The following is a 20295-nucleotide window of genomic DNA, read 5'->3' as shown; positions in this document are numbered from 1 at the left end:
TGCGTGAACTCAATGAACGCAGACAGCTCGGAGAGCTGAGCGACATTGGTCAGGGCTTATTTAATGGGCCGATGTATTGTTTGGCAATGACGACATTGTCAAAGTAAACGATGTTCACGCGTTGTTTCGTCCAGCGATCGGTCACGTAACTTTCCAGCGTGAATGCGTTGGCCATCAACGTGGGACTAGTTCGCCACTGGATGCCGCGCCAATGGCCGCGAAGTTCGCCGTCGATCCAATAGGCTTGTTCGCCATCATCCTGTCCTGGTGTATTGTGCTGGAGCATGAATTCGACACAGATCCATTTGCCACGTTCGATGTTGGGTTGCGTTTCGGGGCGGAAACCGTTGCCCCAGTACTTGCCGTCGGGGCTGGGCTGCATCGTGTGCCAATAGCTGTAGAAATTCCATTGTCCCGGCGGAGACCACTTGCCCCAGTTCCCCCACGGTTCAATGGCGGTCGAAAATCGCTCGTCGCCATCGGGCAATTCGCCCGCTCCGCCAAACCCACTCCAGCGATCGCCACCCTGAAGTGACTTGTTTGCCCGCAGCGTGCAGAAGTGATGTACGTAATCGCAGTTTTTGTCGAACTTTGTGTAGAAGCGGATAAACAAACGATCGGAGGATTCAAACCATTTCGTGAATCCACCACCACTATTCTGGCCGAGCGTCGCGGTTACCTTCAGCGATCGTCGGCCTAGCATCGGGCTCTTGGATGCTGGATCGTCGAAGCTTAGTGCGTCGCCGGTGCGATCGTTCGTCTCGTCCCACTTTGCCCCCAATTCTCCGTCTTCGAAATCATCGGTAAAGATCACCGCGGCATGTTGGTTTAATTGCGAGTCATTGGTGAACTTGGCTGCCAATCCATCGCCGGACGGAAGCTCGCTGTCGTCAACCAGCTTGACCACTGAAGCGGTTTGAGCCATTCCCTGAATCGGTAGAAAGAGCTCACAGAGTGTGAAGGCCCACAGGATGGTTGGCACCGAAAGCCATGTGCGAGAAAGGATCACGATGAACTCCGCGGAAGAGGAAAACAAAGACAGGGCGTTTCTCTATTTTTCAAATTTAGTCGTTCGATTGGTCTGCAGGCAGGTTGATTTTCTCAGGCACGTCGTCCATTGCCCAGTATTGATGTTGGATCTTCGCTTCCTCCACGATCACAATGCGAAAACCAGATGGGTCTTTGCCTAGCGGGCGACCCACCGGACCGGTTGTGATCATTTCCATTGCACCGGCGCGACCATAGGCGTTGCGGTGGTAATGGCCTGCGAAAACGGCTCGCACATCTGCCTGTTTGAGTTGTTGCAACAGTGGTGTTCGACGCTCCAGCGGAATGTTGAAGTATTGATCCGGCTCCTCTTCTTGCTCAAGAAAAAACGGATGATGCTGAAACAACAGGATGTGTTTCGGCTTTGCGATCTTGGCATCTTGGAGTTGCTGATCGAGCCAAGCTTGCTGCGCCGTCAGCACTTCTGTGGCGCCGCTGGGATCTTTCAGGACACTCGAATTCAGGACGATGTTGTAGACGCCTCCAACCCAGAATGAAAAATAGTCGTCCCCAAAGTTTTCTTGATAGCTGGCGATCGATTCCTGCGTTGGTCGATTGCCGACGTCGTGGTTACCACACACACAAACGAGCGGGATTTCGGCGTCTACTTTGGAAAAGTCGTGATGAAACTGAGTGACCTGAGTTTCGTAGCGAGGCTGGTTCGGAGTGGCATTCGTCAGATCACCACAGACGATCACGAATCGAGGGCGAAGCCGGTTAATATGTTCGACCGCTTGTTGAACCAGAGCTACTTCCTGCTCGAACCCCTTGTTTCCAGTGAACATGCCGTACTGAGTGTCGGCAAGTTGCATGAAGAAGAAGGGGCGTTGCCACGTCTGTTCTTGCTGTGGATCGAAAGCCTTGAATGTTCGATTGGCTGCCTGCTTGAAACGCGTTTTTACCTCACTTGCAGACTCGTCCGCAACAGTGACGTTGGCCATCAACGTCATCGTTGCGACAGAAATCAGCATCGATGTTAAGTAGGTTTTTAGTCGCATTGTGTTCATCAATTCCAATGAGTTGGAGGTTCGATCGTGGTTGGACGCAGCATACGCAATGGCGATGGCACTTGATGGCAGTGGATCGTTTCGTCGCTGGCAACCCAATATAACCGCTGCGTCCCATGGAAGTGAGATAATGATTGTCCCCATTTCTTTTCGTTTGCAGCGAGCAGTCAGCGTTCGCCGATTTACGAAAGGCATCCGAATTACAGTAAACTGAAGCACGTCCGAAAAGTGCTAAGTCCCTTCGTCACTTGTCACTTCGCCTCTCTTGTATCAATCCATGCGTGAACGAAAAGAATGTTGCACACCGATCTTTTTCACACTCGCCGTTGGGGCGGTGGTGTGTTTGGCACCATCCACGGCGATTGCCGACGATAAGACGCCTCCGCTGGCGACGATGGTCGATCAAACGTTCATAGCCGATTTCGACGGCAGCGAGCAAAAGTATGTTGAGCTGACGCCGTACGGATTTGCCGCGGATTTGCCGGTTTCGGTGTTGATTGCGTTGCATGGCCACGGTTCGGATCGCTGGCAATTTGCTACCCAAATGCGAGATGAGTGTCGGGCGACCCGCGACGTTGCGGCTGCCCACGGGATGCTAATGGTTTCACCGGACTACCGTGCCAAGACCTCGTGGATGGGGCCGGCCGCCGAAGCCGATCTGTTGCAGATCATCCGCATACTGAAAAACCGCTTCCAAGTGAAACGGGTGATTGTCAGTGGCGGATCGATGGGGGGCACCTCCGCGTTGACCTTTGCTGCGTTGCACCCCGAACAGGTTGATGGGGTCGTCGCACTCAACGGTACCGCTAACCATGTCGAGTACGAGCGGTTCCAGGACGCGATCAGCAAATCGTTTGGCGGATCGAAGCAAGAAGTCCCTGAGGAATATCGTCGGCGCAGTGCGGAGTTCTTCCCCGACAGGTTCACGATGCCGGTCGCCGCTACCACCGGGGGTCGAGACGAGTCGGTGCCGCCGGAAAGTGTCCAGAGGCTCGTCGAACTTCTCGGCAAAAGAGATGCGAAAGTGCTCGGCATTCATCGCCCCGAGATGGGTCACAGCACCCATTACGACGACACAAAGCAGGCGTTCGAATTTGTGATTGCCGCCTGCCAAGCGGCAGGAGAGTGATCGCGTTTGCGGGGTGGTGCTGTCGACGAATGAAAACCTTTGAAAAAGTTAAATTGTAAATTGACAAGTTTAAATTGAAGACACCATTGCATGGCGAGGCTCACGCGGATTCGCAGTCTTTCCATTTCCCAATTTCCAATTGTCAATTTAACTTTTTCAATCAGTCATGCTTAGCGCTCAGCACCACCCATTCGGCCGGTGACCCACAAGGGAACGTTCGGCATCGGGCTCTACTAATCAGTGCCTCGCGGACGCTTCGGGTTGTGAACAGCACGCTCTTTCGAAGCGTGTCCACGAGTACCCTTGATGGTCTACTTTGATATCGCGGTGCCGACGCCACTGTTTCCGTAACCGTTTCCGCAATAGAACATTCGCAAATGTGCTCCCTCGCGAATGACGGTTGGGTATTCCACCATCTGTTTCTCCCAACCGTCACCGGCGGGGCTCAGCTGCAGATTGTCGTCGGATTTTGTACCGCGGCGCCAGTGAATTCCATCATCGGATTCGGCGTAACAAATTGAATAGAATCCCCATCGCGTGCCGATTGCGGAATACCACATGCGAAACATTCCATCGGGTTCCTGATGCACCACGGCACCGGCAACCGCGATGTCTTCGTAGTCACGCTCGGGATCACGCAGCATCACCGCTCCGCGTTTTTCCCAGTGGATGGCATCATCGGAGACCGCCAAACAGATCGTCTTCTGCTGGTTGAGTGCATGCGGTTTTCCGGTCGTCGGACAACCGGTGTAGTAGAACCGCCACTGAGTCGATCCATCCTTTTGCCGCACCTGCAACACCGATCCTCCGGCGATTCCGATCGCATCAGGATCACCGTGTTCGCCGCTGGGGGTAAGGACAGGTTGATCGCCGGAACGAGACCACGTCATGCCATCGGAACTGGTCGCCATCCCGATCCCGGGAAACGCACTCAATCCCGTGCCTTTCCCCGCGTTACCGGTGTAGTAGAGATGCCAACGGTCGTCACGGATTTGCACGGCATGCGGCAGCACACACCAATTCGCATCAAACGATCCCTCGGCGCCGGTCTTGAACAGTGGACCAGTCCGATCCCACTGAGTGAGATCATTGATGGCGGCGGTGGCGACTCCGATGCGGTGTTTTTTGTGGTCGTCACCACCGGCATAAAACAATCGATACGTTTCGCCCGCCCGCACCACCCACGGATTCATCACTCGAGTGGAATCGAATTCGCCTTTTCGCGGAGCAAGCACGGGATTGTTTTCATCTCGAATCCACTGGACTGGTTGTTTCAGTGTCGCGTATTCTTCGCGGTGCGATAACCGCATCGTGACCACTTCACGGCGGCTGCGCACGATTCCAAACAAGGTGCCGATATCGCTGCGGTCCCAGGCGATTCCTTGGCCTGCGATCGGGGCGGGGACCGTGGCGATGTGATTGAGTTCGCCGTCGGTCTCGGGCACGGTCAAAACATACAACTCGGCGTGGTCATGACCGGTCACAAACAGGCGTCCGTTGGGACCGAATGCGCCCCCTGAATTACTGTTGGGCAAAAAACGCTCGATGACGGATTCCGGAAATGTCCACGTTCCGGTCTTTCGCCACTCGTTGTCGTAGCGCACCAGATAGGTGCGGCGGACGTTTGCCTCGCCATAAAATGCGAATGCAATCCACCACGATCCGCGATGCCGCTGGATCCAGTTGATGGCTCCTTCGGTTTCGTCAAACTCTTTTCGCTCGAGATGCTCGAGTGTTTCGGCGGAAAAAATCTCGATCGAGTTTTTTAGAGGCGACTTCGGCCAATTTGAATTGGCACAATACAGCCGCCCTTCGACCACGATACCGCTATTGAGATGGATAACGGGCGAGCCGTCGGGAGCGGTCCATTTGGATAGCGGACGCGAGGTTCCCTTCTCGTAACGGCCAATCGTGCGATTGGAGATTGCGTAAAACGACGACGCATCAACGGCAACCGCTTGATGTGCCTCGGGGACCGAGACTCGATGAAGTTGTCGAAACGTCATCTCCGACGCGGTGCTGACCGGCGACACAATGAATGAGGCGGTGGTTAGGATCAACGCCGCGAAGGACGACAAACGAATGGGATTCATAGGAGTGCGTTTCGTGAGGTCCAGGGGGAGGGAGAGTGGGGAGGGAGAGGAAGTGGCAAGAGAAACAAGCTTTGATTTCCTGCACCGCTGGGATGTCTTACTCGCCGCCAGCGGATGCGGTGCCTACAGACTCGGCAGCAACGGAGGCGGGCTGGGCGTTTGCAAGTTTCCATTTCAGCCAGGCATAGACACTCGCGCCGATCTGTTTGTACCCCGTCGCATTGGGATGCACCGCATTATTGTCGGGGTAGCCATCGATCGGGTCGAGATTCAATTGGGTAGGCAGGATCGTGATCATCGGATCCTGCTTTTCCGCCACGTACTGCATTTGTCGTTGAACCAGATGATGTTGAATTTGCTTCCATCCCCACCGAGTGTACCGATCCTTGTAGTTGGCCTTGAACGCTTCGGGGCGATGATTTCCAGGCGTGGTCAAACAGATGCCAATGTGTGCCTCGGGCGCAGCCTCTCGGATCGCGGCCAACAACGTATCGGCAAACCCAAACACCGTGTCGATACGGGCATCCATGCCACCGCGATCATCCACCGGAGCGGAGAAGCAATCGTTGATACCGAGTTTGATTACGACGTAGTCGGGGCGTTGGCCTTCGCATTGCTCTTGAAAATAGCGAGTCAAATTCAACTGCGGCTTGGAGTTCTCGTCGAGGAACAAAAACGGACTGCTGCGTTTGGCATGACTGCCATCGGGATTGGGTTCATACTTCGTCACGAAATTAGCCCAAGTCCAACCGCCGTACCCTTCGTGCACAACACCTTCGGCGGCTGAGGATGGTTTGTGTGTTCCCAGCATCGTCCATTTCGGATTGTTTTGCCTTGAAAGCAAGCGAGCAACTTCGTTGGGATAGGCCGATGCGTGCGTCAGACTGTCACCGATAATCAAAAGCCGAATTGGATCATGCTGCTGCGGGGCGTCATCCGCAATCACCTTCAATACGCTCGACTTTGATTCCAGCAACCTGTTGTCGGCGGAGTAAACGGCCACACGCAGCGGATGATCCCCAACGTCTTGGTTGGTTGGCGTCAATTCCCAACGCCGATCAGCGTGTTTGCCAACGTGACAAGTCACTTCGAATCGATAGTCCGTCGGCGATTGTGTCAACACGATGTTATCGAAGTAGATATGGGTGGGCACCCCAGTCACGGCGTAGATTTCGAGCGGCAGAGTCAACTGTAAATCGGACTGTTTCTGCTCGCCCCAAACCGGAGTCACGCAGTAGAACAGCAAAACGGCGAAAGCAAGACGCATCATTCTGAGGACTCAAAATCAAAGGGAGGGATCAAGGCGGGTCGCACAGCGACCGTTGATCGCGACGCGATCTTGACGTTAGATCACGGAGCGTTCGGCAGCCGTCGGGACCGGTGCCGTTCGTGGGACGGATTCAACGTGGCTTTCTTGTCTTCAAGTTCCATCAAAACCTTGGCGGGAAAGACGACGCTGTTGAGCCAGAAGTTCATCTTCGGATAGGGAGTAAAGAAGGTGGGGTAGTCGCTGTCCCACCTTGTTGCCCGCAGTCAAGCGAGCTTGGGTAACCACTCCGATAGCCAAGTCGCCGTTTATCTTCGACGGATACTGGAACAATATGGATTCGGGATCCGGTTCGTCACGTAAGAGACAATGGTTGACATCATCCTTGTGGCGCCGTATTCGCAACGCTTAGTTACATCGAAAACTGTCTGAACCAGTCTTTTAACTGTTGCTACGAAGCTCATTCGCCCAGAGCTTGCCATCTTTTTGAAGAGGCGGGACGAACATGGGGCTTCAAATTTTTACACGTTATTGATGAGCTTAGCAAAAATGTCGCGGTTGATGTCCCGGTTTGCTCTATTGAAGTAGGAGCTGTGGGCGCAGGCCGGAGAGAACCCGGCGCTTCCTGCACCGCACCCGATTGCTGGAAGGTTGAGGAATTCTTCGTCAATTTCGAAGGGAAAGCCACGGAGCGTGCCGCCAACGATATCACCGCGAGCGTCCAGGTTGCTCCAATGATCGACGATTCCGGGCTTGTCACCACTCTCGGCACCAAATTTCAATTGTCGTTGGGTCGGTCGAATGCTCAATGCACTGCCAACGGTAAAAAAGTTGCTAACGCTTCCCGGATAGCTTTGGTTGTCTAGTTGGTGTAACCCCTCCAACGCCACGACCGTACCCCAGCTGTGCGAGACCACGTCGATTGTGTCGCCTCGCTCTAGTAGCGGCTGAACGACATCGGTAAACGCTGCCAGCACTTTGCGACGAGTCCGACTAGAAAACAGATATTTAACGAAGTCGTCGATACAGTCGACACCGGGAACTCCCAGCAGGGCACGATCAATGTCTTGCGTTTGCAGAGCGGACGGATCGTCAAGCGACTTGTGGTGTGACATCTGCAGTTCCATTGACTGTGCGGCTCGATCTTGCAGTACGTCCTCCAACATCTCGGCAATTTCTTGCTCCTCTTCCGATCGATGCGCGATCACGTCACGCCCCGACGATACGTATTTACTCCACAGCACCTCGTGGCGATTGCCGGTTAGTGTTCTCGCGATGTCGGGATCAAGGTGCGGTCGCATGGCGTCGAACCAGGGCAAGGAAAAATCCTCGTCGTGCCAACAGATGCCGTGGACATACACGATGCTGCGTCGATTGGATTGCGAACGTGTGGGGGCCGCTTCGCGATGACGGTGCCTTCGAGTTTCCCGGTCGCGAGATGAGGATTGTATCGTCTCGATCAGCTCATCGATTTTGGATACCAATCGTGCAATCTCGGATGATCCGTGGCGAGATGACGAATCATCCTCAGAATAACTGTCGTTTGTTGATTCACTGCTCTCGATCCCTTCGAAAACGGTCGTGGTTAGATCATCGGGATCGATTTGCGGTGTTTGGCTAAAACCCTCTTCTTGCAGTGAGTCGCGGATGCTGTCGATCAGGTCGACGTGCGAAACACGCTTTCCGTGTTGGGCAATCGCTTGACAGAAATAGGCTGAAAACGCACCTTGGAATTTGCCGTTAATATGTGCGTCGGCACTGGTCTGGGCATCTTTGCAACCACTGAATCGAACATGATTGGACTTGTCGCGGCTGGCGTGCACACTACGGCGTGTACCTTTGGCATCAGCACGTTTGGTGACATCGACTGGCGGTTCCAAATAGCGTGCAATGACCAAACGTGGGTCGCGTAGATCCTCTCCGCCAACATCTCGTGCGGATGACTTATTTGCCGCCCGCTTTACATCGCGATTGTTACGCCGATTCTCGGTTGCTTTCTTGATTACTAGCGGCAGTGGGACGATGTTGCGTTTGGCGGCTCGCAAACCAGGCTCGAGCTTACGCGTCCCTGTCCCGGAATGACAGCAGTCGAGCAAAAACGTCAACTTGACTCCCGTGGGCAACTTCTTCGTCCAATTGTGAATCTGATCATCGATCAAGTACGTACTCGAATTATCGAAATCCATGTCGTACAAGCAAAGGATTTCGTCCACTCCGTCCTCTTCATCTGCGTCCTCATCGGTAACTTGGGAACCGTGCCCTGAAAAGTGGAACACAAGCTTGTCTCCCGGCTGGGCATCCTCGACAAGCCATTCCCAATCACGTTCGATGGTGCGGAGTACGACGTCGTCGTCGGTCCGCAGTCGAATGTCGTCACGGTCAAAGCCAAATTCCTCTACCAGTAGGTTGTCGACATTTTCGACATCGTTGATACAGCCACGAAGATTTGGCACGTTGGAATGTTTGTATTTATTGACGCCGTAAAGAATCGCTCGATTCACCATGGGATTAATCCTGAGAGGTGCGAAAGGGGAAACTTCTTGTCAGTCTTTGGTCGCTAGCGGTAGGTTGGCAGCTTGCGCTACGGGGCGTCGTTGTCAAACAGACGCTGCGCAATAAATCTCCGGCAATCCGGATGGGAAAGCAGATTGGTGTGGTGGATGCTGTCGCATGCGATGACTTGCGTGGAGCTCGTCGAGCGGGGTTGCTCGGGCGACGCAACAGCGGAGGCACAAAACCGAGTGTTGGTCGGGTGGATCAGTAGCGATTCCACGCGATGATCGTGCACCGGTGTGTCGTCAATTCCAACGATCAGATCGTGCAGCCGCTGAAAGAACGGATTGTCCTCGCAACATTCTTGTAACGTCCGAGCCACGCTGACGGCGGCTCCTGGTGCATAAGCCGTCGCGATCGAAGAATATTGGACTCCCTCGAGTGGAGCGAACGAATCGTCCAGCTCGTTGCTTCCGATCAGTACGCCGCGAGCTCGCCTGATCAAGTCATCGGCAGCCTCGGGGGACGCGAGGACGGACAATTGGGCCAACGCACAACTTAGCTTGGCGTACATTCCCGTGGCGTCCAAGTGTACTGAATTGGCCAGTATGTCAGCGGTGGGTGCCCAATTGGCCCAGTTCAATAGTCGGCAGCTTGAAGTCGGCGTGGCGACCATCACAACATTTCGCACCGAGGGACGCTGGCTGGCTCCATTTTTTGCCTCTGCAGCTGTCTCGGCGATCGCCCGTGCCACCAATCCCCCGCGGCCGAGTCCGATGATGTCGATGCAGGTGTCCGCCCAAGTCCCGTCCGCTCCTTTTCCATTAGCTTGACGGTCGACGAAGTCAGAAAACTCATGGCAGAATTGGCCTGCACATTCGATTACGCCACGCTGCAATGACCAATGGTCGAACCCCAATACGGCCACATACTCACGATGTGCACGACGAATAAAGCTATTGCCAAGCGATTCGACGACGCTGCGAGTGTTACCAAAACTTTCGTGCATTAACAACAAAATGCGTCCGCCCACACGGCGTTGGAATTGACGAGCCAAACGCTGCTTTGCGGTCGACGGTAGTGAGGACACGCGATTGTCGCGATCGACCGTGACTAGGCCTTCCGTATCAACGCACTGAGAATCCAATTCGGTTAACGCACGTCCAAAGTTTTGGTTTGCCGACAGCGGAATTCGCCAATGTCCGACCAATTGTGAATCGTCTCCCACCCAGCGTCCACTGCGGATTCCCAATTGATGGCGCAACCGTTCGTTTTGGTCCAGTTCCTGGCGCAGTGGCGACCCTGGAAGCCCGGTGAATTCGACGTCGTTGTGCCTCGTTACTTGCCAAAAACGTACCCCGTTGATCTGACGCAATTCCAACGCAACTTGGTTTTCGGTGACCTGCTTCAGCCGCTGGTCGCGAGAATGTGATGCGCGGCAAAAAGCGTGGTCACTGATCGCGTCACGTGTCGAGCGAACTGATGCTTGCATCGGCTGAATAGGTTGTCCGGACGAAGAGTAGCGGCGTAGTCGTTTGAGCCGCTGGGTGTTCTCACCTTGGTCTTCCTTTGGAGCTTCTTGCCTGCCATTGGCTGCACCAGAAAGTTTGCCTGCGTCCGATTCATCAACTCCAATCGAATCCAGTAGTTTCATGCGTGAATCACCATACGCGACCATGCTGGCCCACGACAAATCGCCGGCCAACGCACCTTCGATTCGTTGTTTTGCATTGCGTTTGGCAGTAAACAATGACTCGCCAACGGTCGATCGTTCCAACAATAATCCCTTGTAGAAATCCGTCGCCATTTGGCCAGCGACAAAGTCGCCGATTGGCCACAGCGGGCCAAGATAGGCGGTTGTCCCATTGTTGGTGAATGCGGTGCCAAGTCCGTAAACATTCGTGCGGAACCGAGACTGTGAGGATGTATTCATCCCCGCCTGACAGGCATTGGCATAAACCAACCAAGGCGGTGATTGGCAGTTGCTCAGCGTGTTAGCGATCTCCTGTGCCCACAACCCACCGTCGCTAAGCAACCAGCAGCTGCGTGTCGCGGTGTGGTCATCGTGCATCGCGTGTCCGGCGAAATGAACGATATCGTAGAGACCGCTGCGGAGCAGTCGACGGACGTCGTGCCCGGTAATGGTGGTTCCGATGTGCACATCATCGTCGCTGAATTCAATCGTGCCGCGAAGGTCTATGGCCAAGCGACGAAAAAGTTGCTCGACTTCGCGGGCTTCGTCCAATGCGCCTTGAAGCTGACTGGCGCCGTATCGACGCACTACATCGGGTTGCAACAGTGGGTCGCCAATGATCAGCGGTCGAATTTTTCCCGATGTGCGACTCAATGGCGGCCGGGCCACTCCTGAATCTACCAACGTTTGCCGCGAGATCGCAAATCGCTCGCACAGCATGCGGCTATGGTGACCGTGGCGAGACAATCGGCCTTCGTTCATCACTTCCCATGGCAAACCCATCAATTCGATTGGTAACTGAAGTTGCAAATGAGGAATCATGCTGCATTCATCCGCCGACACGCTCAGGTCGATGCCGCAGAAAATATCCTCGCCCAAATCTCTCGCGAAGCTCTCCATCGCGTGCAAGTTATTTTGTTCCCCGTAGGGTGTCGGGGTGATAATTTCTTCCAGACGTTGCAGCGCCCGATTGACCCGCCGTCGATTCAACGTCGAAACGCCGCTGTCAACAAACGCGTCCTGCCGATTGGTCTCCAGTGTCAATTTGTAAGTGATCCCTTCACCAAGTTTTTCTTGGACAGCTTTGTCACTGAAGACCACGTCGCTGGATGAAGGAGAAGAACCTTTGTATCGACCGTCGTCGCGATGCCCGGCTGCATCGTGGATAGGTTCCTTAGAGACTTGATCCTCTCGGTTTTCCGAAACCGATAATGTCAATGTCAATGGGTTTTGCATCGCGCGAAACTGGTTGCCAAAACGATTGAGTACGGAATGTGGGCCGGCCAGACGCTGCAATAGTTCGTCGCGACCGCTGCCAGTGCACGTCGATAACAACGAGCTGACGATGTCCCAAAGTTGGCCCGGATGTTTTCGAATCAAATTGATGGCTGCCAGCAACGACACCCAATGCACGTTGCGATGAAAAGAGAAGTCAAGGTACTGCGATTGAGCGAGACGGTCGAGATGCTCGGGACGATAGATGGATATCCCGCAGTGCAGCGGAAGATTCAATTCCTCGTTCGATGAGCCTAGAGAGGAATTGATCGCTTGCATAAACGCATGCTGCGCGAGGATGCAGCGGGCGGAACGGTCACGCAAGTCTTTGCGTTCGCAGCGAAAGCCAGCCAACTCGGAGTCTTGCTCCAGCGGGGGCGGCGTGACCAATGTCATCACGGCGTGGGCAATACTAAATATGTGCCGCGCTTTGGCGGCCGATCGCTTGAGTTGCTCGACGCTTAATCGGTCGAATCGCTCACACAGTTGCCGCAATGATGCCATTGTTGCAAGGTCGTAGCCTTTGATCTCGTCACTAGACAGATTGCCGTAATCTTCCCGGTCGGCGGCGGTATTGCCTGCCTTCTCATACTTATCGAGTACCGGACAGAAAACTTTTAATTCGTTGTCAAACCCAATTAGTTGCAGAACACGCCAAGTTCGCCCAAGTCCCCCACGCTGCTGTTCACCCTCATCCGTCGTTTTATTGGAAAGCCGATCGTGGATGATCCGCTTGACGTTGTCGACGACCTCCGACATCGTTTCTTGGACTCTGCATGCAGATAACTCTCCAGCTTCCTGACGCTTGTCCTGGCTGGTTGACGGTTTGCGATCGAACAAATGTGTCGAATCTCGCGATTCGCTCAATTCACGCAATTGCTTAGCGTACCATGCGTCGAAGGCACCCTCCGCATTTTGCAGCTTCTCGGCCTCTTCGCATACAACCTGCAATAGGTGGAGCAGGTCGTGGGAAATCATCGTACGTGGCTTGTGCCTACTCGAGGAATCCGTGTTCTGCTGATGCGATTTCTTCAGTCGCAAGAACACTGATTCACGCATCGTCCAAATTGCTTCATCTCCGAGTGTCTGCAGCAGGTTTAGAAAGAAAGTGTCCAGCGATCTGGCCACCACATCCAACTGTCCGAGATCGATTGCCGAGACAATTGGATGAAAGTCTGGTAATCGACCGGATGTCTCGTGCTGTGCTTGTAGGTACGAGGCGGTGCTGCTTCCAATCGTTTTCACAAACAACGGTCCGAGCTCTTTCGGTCCAACGAAGCCACGGTCTTGCCTCGTTTTCCGAACAAGTTTTCCCGTTTCCTGGATAAGCTGTTCGTACGGCCAACATGGTTCAAAGCCATTGTTTTGGCTGGCCACCATCGTTCTCGCAAGTCCAGCAAACTGGTAAGCGACTTCAATGAATTGCATCGAAGCCATGTCAAAACCAAGCAGATCGATCGGTTCGCCGTCGCGATAGTCGTTGACCAATGTTTCGATTGCATTTTGGAGCTCAATCGGGTTGAGTGCGTCTTTGGCACTATTGTCGTCACAGATCGAAAAGATGCGGCCGAAATCACGATCCCGATTGATATTCCCGACAACAGAGCGTTTGTCGCCGACGCCCAGACCGGCCAAGACAAAAATAACATTTTGGGCACGTTCAATCGGAGACTTGGCCCACTCGAAGAAATCCTTCAGTGTTTGGGTGCGCCCGGTGTTAATCGTTTTGTATTCGGATGATCGTTTGACGACAAAACTGGATCGCTGGTCGGAGAAATTTTCGCATGACAAATATCGGCGAATGCAGTGCTGGTCCCAGTCTTTTTGAGTGCCGGAAAGTTCGCTTAGATCCAGAGCATGATACGCATCGAACTGGTACACCACATCGATCGGAGCCTTCAAACGCTGAGTCTGCTCGATGTTCTTGATGGTCTGCCAAAGCGATGGAAACAGACTTGTCAGTTCAGCAATGTTCTCAACATTGTCCTCCGTTTGCGTGTAGTCGTCACACAAGTACAGCAAGAACAGACAGCGATCGTTGCTGCTTTTAAGCTTATTTCGAGTTGTGTGTTTCGACTTTCTCACCGAGTATACCGATCCGCTAGTTGGCTTCGGAACCTTGCTTCACGTCGGTGTATCAACGGTTTCGTAACCGAAATTCCGCCTGTTCAAACCGCAGAGGGATAAAACATGGTGTAGCGAGCAAGGTGATCACTAAGCTTGTCTCACCAATATTGGATGCGGCTACGGAAGCCAATGGGAACGCAATGAGAATGCAAGCCAGTCCCATGCAAGCAGGGCAATCGCGTTCGCTATCCCTGCCGCTGAATGTTTGCCGACCGAAGACTGCGAGAGAAAATCAGGTTAGTAATGGTACCGCGGCACCAAATTTAGCCCGGCACCAAATTTAGCGATGGATCTTCCTGACGATTGCCACGAACCATCTTGTTAACGCCCTGGTTGTTCGTGGGACGGATTCAAGGTGGCTTTCTTGTCTTCAAGTTCCATCAAAACCTTGGCGGGAAAGACGACGCTGTTGAGCCAGAAGTTCATCTTCGGATAGGGAGTGAAGAAGGTGGGGTAGTCGCCGTCGTGAACTTGTTGCACTGCGGGGAAGGTGTTCGCCAACGATTCTGCCTTTAGTCGATACATCGTATCGCCGGTCGATTCGTAGGCCTGCCAGTAGGTTTCGATCATCACTGCCGCCGACCGCCCCACCGGATTCCAGAACACGTACTGTTCCTGGACCGAGGGCGTGATCCAATTCGCAGAGGAAAACCCAGGATTTTTGCGTTCTCGCGGTAGAGGCTTTTCCCAGATCACGAACTGATCTTCGGCGAAGCGGATCAACTCTTCAGCCAGTTCCTGGTTTTCTTTGTTACGCAGCAGATACATTGCCAACTCACAGGCTTGCTCGCGACTTTGATTGACGTACGGAGCACGCGGAACAATGTCTTCGAACTGGCCCTGCCAATTAAAACTTTTTACGGGATTCTCCATGACATAATCTAATGCTCGTTGCTTGACTTCCTCGAGTCCTTCGACTTGATAATCGCGTTGGAGACGATCGATGTAGTTGACCACGGCGGTGGGAATTGAAATCAGTTCGCTGACCGATTCTCCGTCCTTAAAGCGAACCAACAGCGGCCACGCCCCTTGTTCGTTTTGAGTCGTCCGGTAAGTCTCGGCGATCTGGGTGGCGGCGAGCAAGTATTTGTCATCACCAGTCAGTTCGTAAACCTCTAGAAAAGCATTGCCTGCATCCACCCCCATGGTTGTCAGGTGATTGGCCAATCGCATGTGCTTTTTCTTGACCTTCTTGATATGAGGCCCGTGATAAGTGGGGACATGATGCTGCCACTTGCTGCCCGCTGGGAAACGAATCTGCAGCATGTAATCTGCAATCACGCGTGCGAGTTCCGTCGAACGCCGTGCCTCTTCGCTGCCTGTGGTCAAGCGAGCTTGGGTAACAGCACCGATCACCAGGGCGCCGTGTATCTTTGACGGATACTGGTACAAGACGTATTCGGGATCCGGTTCACGATGGTGGAGCCAGTAGTTGACGTAATCTTTATGCAGCAGTTTTCGTAACGCCAGCGATGCGCTCTCATCAAGCGGTAGCACGGGGGGCTCGTGATAGGGACCATTAAACGGAGCCGCACGATAGGCTGACCGCTTTCCTGCGACCCCCAGCGCCGTGCCGTCCTTTGCAATTCCCGTCACGGTTAACGTGAACTCGCCAACAGGAACCTGAGTCCAAATAGAGCCGAGATCGGCAAACGGCTCTGCGGCATCAAAATGGAACGGCGTCTTCGCCGCATCGGACACGAGCTCAAAACGGTAGTGGTCAGCGTTGGGAACGCTTTTGAAATCAAAAGCAGGCGCGTAGACAAATCGCTTCGCATGTTCGTTCCAGAACGGAACTTGACCTGGAATCCCTTGGCGTACTGGGTTAGCGGATGCTTCCCACGCGACGCGGCCTGCGGCCGTTAGCGTGGGCGGATGCGTTTGCCCATTAGTTCCTGATGAGAAGGTTATCAGCAGGACAAACGCAACCAGGAAGCGAAGAGGGACTAGCGAATGCATGGCAAACATCTACGGCAGAGGGGACTTCGGTCGATCCATCACTTTGCCGCATAGCAAGCACCTAATCGATTGCGGTGGGGTGGGATGGCGAGCCGGTTAGGTCGAAGGGGAGCCGTCAGCTTATCAAGCTCGGCGGGGGGCGTCCAATTTTAAGCGACGCGAGACCGTCGCAGAGTATTCGCAGAGCGCCCTGCTAGGGTGGTGTGAAATACGCCGGTGGATTGCGACCGTAAAGTGCGATGTCGCTATTGCCTGTAGCCGTGGGGCCATTGCAGCCAACCTATTTTCTAACCACCCATTTTTTAACCTTCTCACCCGCCTAGCCTGTAGGTGCACAGTGCGTGAGCTCAATCAGCGCGAACCGCTCGGAGAGCTAAGCAACAATCTGCAGACAGAATGATGATCGCACCGGTGGGACGTCGGGGGTTTTGTGATACAACGATTGCTGCACAACGACTGCTACGCGGCTGGAGGGCCGCCAGCGTTGACAGTACGCTACGTTGGTCTAGAGGATTGAAATGGAAACGATCGAATTAGCCGACGGCGGTACGCTGATGTACGAACACGCCTTTATTCCGCCAAGCGTGGCGGATCGGTATTTCGTCGCCTTGCGGGATGAATGTGTTTGGGAGCAAAAGCCCGCACTATTCGGACACATGCAGCCTCGTTTGACCGCCTCTTACGGCGAAGCCGGAATCGTGTATCGTTACTCAGGTCTGAATAACGTTGCGTTGCCGTGGACCGACACGATGCTCGAGATCAAACAGCAGCTCGAAGCGGTTCAAGGCACGTACAATTATTGTCTGCTGAATCGGTATCGCGACGGCGCCGACAGTATGGGGTGGCATGCCGATGACGAACCGGAGATGGGCGACGTGATCGGTTCGATCTCGTTCGGGGCGACGCGAACGTTTCGGATCCGACATAATCAGAGCAAAGAAACGATGTCCTTTCCCGCCGGTCATGGCACGTTGATCATCATGGCCGGCGCGATGCAGCAGTTTTGGAAACATCACATTCCCAAAACCGCAGTGAAAGTCGGCGAGCGAATCAACATGACTTTCCGGCACATCAAAACGAATCACTGACCGAAACGATAAAGGAACCTCGAGTGGCAAACCCTCTCTCGGACGAACGATACCTGGCGCTCAAAGCGGTCATGATGCCACGTGATACCAACCCCCACGGCACCATCTTTGGTGGTGTGATCCTTAGCTATATCGATCAAGCGGGTGCAGTCGGTGCCTACCACGAAATTCGTCAGTGGGGGACCGATCGAAAACCGATGGTGACGGTCGGGATGAAAAGCGTCGAGTTTCATCGCCCCGTGTTTGTCGGCGATGTGCTCAGCTTTTGGACTCACTTGGTTCGCGAAGGCAAAACGTCGATCACGATCCATGTCGAAGTGCAAGCCGAACGCGAAGGACAACTCGAGAAATTGACCGAGGCCGAAGTCACTTACGTGGCGATCGAATCGGCGGGCGAGCAGCGACGACCGGTGCGGATCCGCGATAAGTAGTCCGTTAATTCCCAACGGAAACAAAAAAAGCGAAGGCGGATTCGATCGAACCCGCCTTCGCCAAACGTTTTTATCAAACGTGATGCTTAGCCGCCAAGCACGCCATTGAGTACACCTTGAACCGCGTTTCCGCCGCCGGTCGCTCCTTGCGTGGCGTTGTTAATGCCTTGCTGGATCGCCGGTGCAGCCGATTCGGTGGCGTTGCGAAGGGCACGCCCTGGGTTCGCGTTGCCGCCACGGTTAGGCAGGAGATTGCCAGGCACGTTCCCCGGCACATTGCCCCGTAGATTGCCCGGTACATTGTTGGGTGCATTACCCGGTGCATTACCCGGTGCGTTGCCCGGTACGTTGCCCGGTACGTTGCCCGGTACGTTGTTGGGGCGATTGCCACGCGAGTTGTTCAGGCGTGGTCGTTCCGGAATCGCACGGTCAGTACTGCGACGAATTTGCGAAGGCCAATTCTCAGGCCGCTCGGGACGTAGAGCCTCGAGTCGCTCGGATTGACGAGTTGCCTGGTCCGCTTGACGACGGAGTTCGTTGCCGACGCGATTGCTGGCCCCTTCCGAACCACGTGTTGGATCGGAGTTCCGCAGCGAATCGGCAGGCCGTGCCGAATCGAGGGCATCACGAACCCGATCACCGGCTCCGGTCCGATCATTGGCACGATCCATCCGCTCGCGAATCGATTCGGCGGTGTCGCGAGCTTCGCGGTTGGCGGCATCGCGACCCTGTTCCATACGGTCACGAACACGTTCACTCGTGTCGCCAGCTCCTTCGACTCTGTCGCGGGCCCCTTCGACCCTGTCACGGGCCCCTTCGGCTCTGTCGCGGGCTCCTTCGACTCTATCGCGGGCTCCTTCGACTCTGTCACGGGCTCCTTCGACTCTGTCACGTGCCTGCTCAGCAGTGTCACGGGCTTGTTGTCCTGCTTGGTTTGCTGCATCACGGCCGCGATCCATTGCGGTATCGCCTCGTTGATCCCGGTTGGAGTCATTCGGCTGCGATTGCGTGTCAGAGTTTCCGCCGTTGAGCAAGTCGTTGGCAGCGTTACTGAGGTCCGAGACGGGTGAGGACGCAGGGCGATCTCCTCCTGGCAGACGTAACCGCCCACGGCCCTCTGCGTTCGCTTCGCCGCCATTGTTGCCATCGACATTGGCGTCAGCATTAGCCGAGGCATCCACATTGGCGGACGAGCCTTCCGTGTTGAGCCGTTCGCGGCTGAGTTCTCGCAGCGGATTGAGAGACTGGCGGATACGGTCAACCTCGTCGTTATCGATGGGAGTCAGGTTTAGATCGGAATCCTGATTATTGACCAATGCATCCAACGACTCACCGACCGAGGTTAATCGCAAGATAGTAGGATCAATTTCCGCATTCTGGCTCGTTCTCAAAAAGTTGCGTTGATCCGCGATCGTTCTGGCGGGACGGTAGCGATCATTGTCGGCAAACACTTGGTACTGGTTGGTGATCCAGCCCAACAGATTGTTGCTGCCACCACGTCCGTTGCGGTTGTGGAAGCTGGCGTAAAACGGATCATAGTGTTGGTAGCCTTGGTAGCGTGTTGCCCAAGGATAATAGTTGTTCGAATAACGCGATCCGTAGTAGTCACCAAAGTAGTAATGGCGGTGACTGGGGCGGACGAACAAATGGACAAATAAGCCAACGCTTGTATCGATCGTGTAGCGTGGTCGATACGAGTAGCCGGCATTTCGATAGACCGGTTGCGAGTAATAGACGGGCGTAAACAGGACGCCGCGATGGGCTACGTCATGGTCCCAATAGCCAGCTTGGTAGACGCATCCACGTGGCGTCCAGACGTATTGTGCGGGGACCCAAACCCAATCGGCGTGCGACGAGGACCAGAATCCCGGCTGCCATTGGTAGTCGTTGTTTTCGTAGACCCAGTTACCAGGGACGTAGAAGTGGTCTTCGCCCGGTGCGGGAGACGACGGACCTTGTTCGAGCGATTTAGGCGGCTCGGGTAAGTACTGAACTTCCGCCATATTGCTGCTGGCCCAGAAACCACCGATGTAACGGTAGCCGCCATCCGCGCGGTCCCAGTATCCGGGAACCCATTGTTGACCGGGTGGCAAATCTCGCCACACGCCACTGACCCAGATGAAATCTTCGCGTTCGTCGTCCCACGACCAATAGCCGGGAATCCAGGTCACGTTTTTGCCATCAGGCCGATACTCTGGAGGCAGTTCGTCGATGGGTTCGGGGGGTTGCTTTTGCACCACCGGACTCGGTTCGGGGTTCGCGTCGTAAGGCTCGGCAAAGGCTTCGTGTAAGGGGCCACGCGTCAAATATTCAACGCCTTCGGATTGCTCGGATTCCGAACGATCTGGTGTTTGTTGATTCGTTTCTGAACGATTGTCAGTCACTTCGGACCGAGGATTGGGGGGCTGCGAAAACGCCGTGGTGGCCATCGCAAGCGGAACAACCAATCCTGTTGCCGAAGCTGTGATTCGCCAATAGCGGCTCAATTTTTGGTATCTCAAGATGCATCCGTCACTATTTTGGGGAACGAAAATTTGGGCTGCCATTACACATTGCAAAGCCCGGTCATCATGGACGGATCATCGATGCAAAGCTCGTGCCCACGCGGGGGCAGCCACGATGTTTCGTAGGCTTCGGATGCCGTTAGAAAACGGTCGTCCTCACATCCAAAGTCGCGAGCGATGCG

General features: G+C 54.5%; 11 protein-coding genes. 3 read left to right on the top strand and 8 right to left on the bottom strand.

Annotated elements, in window-relative coordinates:
* Positions 1-49: 49 nt before the first annotated feature.
* Positions 50-925: a hypothetical protein gene (locus ABD971_RS24705; protein WP_345326518.1), complete on the bottom strand. Its 876-nt coding sequence runs from the start codon at positions 923-925 to the stop codon at positions 50-52.
* A gap of 139 nt (positions 926-1064) precedes the next feature.
* Entirely contained in the window at positions 1065-2018 is a 954-nt protein-coding gene (locus ABD971_RS24700; protein ID WP_345326516.1) for a serine/threonine-protein phosphatase CPPED1, read from the bottom strand.
* A 313-nt stretch (positions 2019-2331) separates the two neighbouring features.
* Between ABD971_RS24700 and ABD971_RS24695 the strand changes: the two genes are divergently transcribed.
* Positions 2332-3183 carry an alpha/beta hydrolase family protein gene (locus ABD971_RS24695; RefSeq protein WP_345326514.1) on the top strand — a complete coding sequence of 284 codons (852 nt, stop codon included), beginning with the start codon at positions 2332-2334 and terminating at the stop codon, positions 3181-3183.
* Between the two features lie 311 nt (positions 3184-3494).
* On the opposite strand, the gene ABD971_RS24690 is transcribed toward ABD971_RS24695, so the two are convergent.
* From ABD971_RS24690 to ABD971_RS24670, 5 genes are all read right to left on the bottom strand, one after another.
* Entirely contained in the window at positions 3495-5276 is a 1782-nt protein-coding gene (locus ABD971_RS24690; protein WP_345326512.1) for a glycoside hydrolase family protein, read from the bottom strand.
* 97 nt (positions 5277-5373) lie between these two features.
* Positions 5374-6546: an SGNH/GDSL hydrolase family protein gene (locus ABD971_RS24685; RefSeq protein WP_345326510.1), complete on the bottom strand. Its 1173-nt coding sequence runs from the start codon at positions 6544-6546 to the stop codon at positions 5374-5376.
* 518 nt (positions 6547-7064) lie between these two features.
* Positions 7065-9047, bottom strand: a complete 1983-nt coding sequence (locus tag ABD971_RS24680; RefSeq protein ID WP_345326508.1) for a caspase family protein — start codon at positions 9045-9047, stop codon at positions 7065-7067.
* A gap of 77 nt (positions 9048-9124) precedes the next feature.
* Complete coding sequence (locus tag ABD971_RS24675; RefSeq protein WP_345326506.1) at positions 9125-14089, bottom strand: CHAT domain-containing protein; 4965 nt, start codon at positions 14087-14089, stop codon at positions 9125-9127.
* 363 nt (positions 14090-14452) lie between these two features.
* Entirely contained in the window at positions 14453-16090 is a 1638-nt protein-coding gene (locus ABD971_RS24670; RefSeq protein WP_345326504.1) for a hypothetical protein, read from the bottom strand.
* A 518-nt stretch (positions 16091-16608) separates the two neighbouring features.
* Between ABD971_RS24670 and ABD971_RS24665 the strand changes: the two genes are divergently transcribed.
* Together ABD971_RS24665 and ABD971_RS24660 are read left to right on the top strand one after the other, a co-directional pair.
* A complete protein-coding gene (locus ABD971_RS24665; protein ID WP_345326502.1) occupies positions 16609-17178 on the top strand; it encodes an alpha-ketoglutarate-dependent dioxygenase AlkB family protein in 570 nt (189 codons plus the stop codon).
* 23 nt (positions 17179-17201) lie between these two features.
* Positions 17202-17609, top strand: coding sequence for an acyl-CoA thioesterase (locus tag ABD971_RS24660; protein ID WP_345326500.1), 408 nt, complete (start codon positions 17202-17204; stop codon positions 17607-17609).
* 86 nt (positions 17610-17695) lie between these two features.
* Here ABD971_RS24660 and ABD971_RS24655 read toward each other — a convergent pair whose 3' ends face one another.
* Positions 17696-20110, bottom strand: coding sequence for a hypothetical protein (locus ABD971_RS24655; RefSeq protein WP_345326498.1), 2415 nt, complete (start codon positions 20108-20110; stop codon positions 17696-17698).
* Positions 20111-20295 lie beyond the last annotated feature (185 nt).

This window comes from Novipirellula rosea (assembly GCF_039541335.1).
GTDB lineage: Bacteria > Planctomycetota > Planctomycetia > Pirellulales > Pirellulaceae > Novipirellula > Novipirellula rosea.
This window is presented reverse-complemented; position numbering and strand designations above follow the sequence as displayed.